Origin of the sequence: Flavobacterium sp. FPG59 (genome assembly GCF_002150205.1) — a bacterium.
Lineage (GTDB): Bacteria > Bacteroidota > Bacteroidia > Flavobacteriales > Flavobacteriaceae > Flavobacterium.
This window is the reverse complement of sequence record NZ_MTCA01000286.1, coordinates 1-3,319: the sequence shown is the minus strand read 5'-3', so window position 1 is coordinate 3,319 and position 3,319 is coordinate 1. Positions and strand designations below refer to the sequence as shown.

2 protein-coding genes and 1 tRNA gene are annotated in these 3,319 nt (G+C 33.2%); 2 read left to right on the top strand and 1 reads right to left on the bottom strand.

Annotation, left to right across the window (positions count from 1 at the left end; translation table 11 throughout):
• Positions 1–1,154 (top strand): proline dehydrogenase family protein (locus FPG59_RS15110; protein WP_086455385.1); only part of this gene is annotated, 1,154 nt, incomplete at its 5' end.
• Between the two features lie 62 nt (positions 1,155–1,216).
• Here FPG59_RS15110 and FPG59_RS15105 read toward each other — a convergent pair.
• The gene (locus tag FPG59_RS15105) at positions 1,217–3,004 is read right to left on the bottom strand and encodes an ABC transporter ATP-binding protein (RefSeq protein WP_086455384.1); all 1,788 of its coding nucleotides are present in this window, start codon (positions 3,002–3,004) and stop codon (positions 1,217–1,219) included.
• Positions 3,005–3,215: 211 nt separating this feature from the next.
• Here FPG59_RS15105 and FPG59_RS15100 point away from each other — a divergent pair.
• Positions 3,216–3,290 (top strand) — tRNA-Val (locus FPG59_RS15100).
• The last annotated feature ends 29 nt before the right edge of the window (positions 3,291–3,319 follow it).

Below are 3,319 nucleotides of genomic sequence, written 5' to 3'. Positions count from 1 at the left end.
ATAATACACAAGTTGCCTTTGCATTAAAAAGCGATACAGAACTTGATCGTGCATATTTTTTATTTAAAATGATAGCTAATCAGCCTCTTGTTAGAATAGGAACTGCAGTTACCAATTTTGCAATCAAAGCAAATTTACCAGTAGAAGGATTAATAAGAGCAACGGTTTTTGATCATTTTTGTGGAGGTGTTAACGAAATGGACTGTCTTAGTGTTGTTGATAAAATGTTTACTAAAGGCGTGACTTCTGTATTGGATTACTCAGTAGAAGGAAAAGAAGAAGAAGATCAGTTTGATGCTGCTTTGAAAATGACATTAAAAACAATCGACTTTGCTAAGAAAAGAGATGCAATTCCTTTTGCCGTTTTTAAACCAACAGGTTTTGGACGATTTGAATTGTATGAAAAGCTAGGTAACAATGAAAAATTAAATGAAGAAGAACAAATTGAATGGAATAGAGTGGTAGCTCGATTTGATTTGGTTTGTAAAGAAGCTCATGAAAAAAATGTATCACTATTGATAGATGGTGAAGAAAGTTGGATGCAAGATGCTGCCGATGATCTTGTGACTCAAATGATGCGCAAATACAATAAAGAGAAAGCGATTGTTTTTAACACTTTGCAAATGTACCGTTGGGACCGATTGGATTACCTGAAAAAATTACATGAGCAAGCTAAAAATGAAGGATTTCATATAGGTATGAAAATAGTTCGTGGTGCGTATATGGAGAAAGAAAATGTACGTGCACAAGAAAAAGGATATCCTACACCTATTTGTGCCTCAAAAGAAGCTACAGATATTAATTATGATGCGGCCATTAGTTATATGACAGAAAATCTAGACATGATGTCAATATTTGCAGGTACTCACAATGAGTCTAGCACATATACACTCATGAATTTAATGCATGAAAAAGGAATTAAATCTAATGATAATAGAATATGGTTTGGGCAATTATACGGCATGAGTGATAATATTAGTTATAATCTAGCGAATTCAGGCTATAATGTTTCTAAATATTTACCTTTTGGTCCAGTAAGAGATGTAATGCCTTATTTAATTCGTCGTGCCGAAGAAAACACATCAGTAGCTGGTCAAACAAGCCGAGAGTTAATGATGATTAAAGCGGAAAGAAATAGAAGAAAAGGAAAATAATAAAACCAAAAAAACTCCAATTTAATATTAAATTGGAGTTTTTTTTTGGTTCTAAAAATAATTTAAGAATTACTAAACTGCAGGTTGCTTAAGTTTTTATAAATTCCATTTTCAAGTACAATTAAATCTTGATGTGTTCCTTGTTCAGCAATTATACCATTATCTAAAACTAATATTTGGTCTGCAGAGCGAATTGTTGAAAGTCTATGTGCAATAATAATACTGGTTCTACCTTCCATTAAAATTTCAAGAGCTTCTTGAACTAATTTTTCACTTTCACTATCAAGAGCTGAAGTTGCTTCATCTAGGATTAAAATACTAGGATTTTTCAATAAAGCTCTAGCAATTGCAATGCGTTGACGTTGTCCGCCTGAAAGTTTTATTCCTCTTTCACCTACTATTGTCTCAAATTTTTCTGGAAAACTTTCTATAAATTGATATGCATTAGCTTGTTTTGCTGCCACTAAAATTTCTTGGTCCGTTGCATTAGGTTTTCCGTAAGCAATATTCTCTTTAATAGTTCCTCCAAAAAGAATAACATCTTGAGGAACAATACTCATATTACCGCGAAGGTTTTCAAGATCGTAGTCGTAAATGTTTTTTCCATCAATTAAAATTTCACCATTATCAATATTATAAAAACGAAGCAGGAGTGAGGCTATTGTAGATTTCCCCGTTCCACTAGGTCCTACTATTGCTATTTTTTGACCAAAATTAGCTGAAAAATTCACATTTTTTAAAACCTTTATTTCCTTTCTTGACGGATAACTAAAAGCAACATTTTTAAATTCTACTGTACCCTTTATTTTTTGTATTTCAACTTTCTCTTTGTTAGAGTTTATTTTTTCTGGAGTTTCATCAAGCAGTTCAAAAACACGTTCTGTAGCTCCTATTGCTTTTTGAATTTGTGCATAAAGCTCTGCTATGCCACCAAAAGAAGCACCTACAAAGGTAGAGTACAATACAAATGAAATCAATTGACCTACACTCATTTCGCCACTAATGCTCAATTGAACTCCGTACCAAACTACAGCCACAATAGCCCCAAAAAGACAGAAAATAATAAAGGAAGCAAAGTAGCCACGGTATTTACCGCCCTTTATAGCAATAGAAACAACTTCTTTGATTTTTAAATTGTATCGAGCAATTTCATACCATTCATTCGCAAAAGCTTTTACAATACTAATTCCCTGCATTGTTTCCTCTACAATAACTTGACTTTCTGCTACTTTATCCTGAACGTTTTTAGAATATTTTCTTATAAATCTACCAAATACAACAGCTGCAATTGCAACCAGAGGTACAACAGACAACATTAAAAGTGTAAGTTTTATACTCTCATTGGCCAATAGAAGAACTCCTCCAACAATTAATATAAACTGGCGTAAAAATTCTGCAATAGTTGATGTAAGTGTGTCTTGTATTTGCGTGATATCTGAGCTAATGCGACTATTAAGTTCTCCTACACGTTTTTGTGAGAAGAAAGACATAGGTAATTTTACTAAATTTGAATAAAGCGCTAACCTGAGATTTGCTAGTGTATTTTCAGTAAAATTCACAAATAAAGACAATCTAAAAAAGGAGAAAATAGATTGAAGAAATAAGATTACAAGCAATCCGCCGGCAATTATATTTGCTTGGTCGTTGTCTTTATTCTTAACACAATCAATTAGCATTCCCATCAGCTTAGGAAATGCCAGGGCCGTACCCCCCGTAAAAACTAAAAAAAGTAAACCTACATAAAATTTCCATTGATGCTTTCCAGCAAAACGAAAAATTACAGTTGCTTTTTGCAGAGACGATGCCGTAATTTTTGATTTTGGTAAATCGTTTTCTTTGAACCTAGCCATTGATATTTGTTTATACTGCAAATGTAGGACTAACAGATGTCAATACAAAACATATCATGTGTTTCGTTATATTTGTAGAATTCTGTCTGCTAGATTATTACAATTTAATTCAAATTTTTTTTGATTTTTTTTTCAAAAAGGCCTTGCAGAATCAAATTCTAACACTATATTTGCACTCGCAATCAGGTAATGATAGCAACCTAATAAAATAGGGCGATTAGCTCAGCTGGTTCAGAGCACCTCGTTTACACCGAGGGGGTCGGGGGTTCGAACCCCTCATCGCCCACATGATAAACTCCATTAGAAATAATGGAG

Excerpts from the sequence above, each read along its gene's own strand:
- FPG59_RS15105 (WP_086455384.1), bottom strand. The coding sequence starts at position 3,004 with ATGGCTAGGTTCAAAGAAAACGATTTACCAAAATCAAAAATTACGGCA.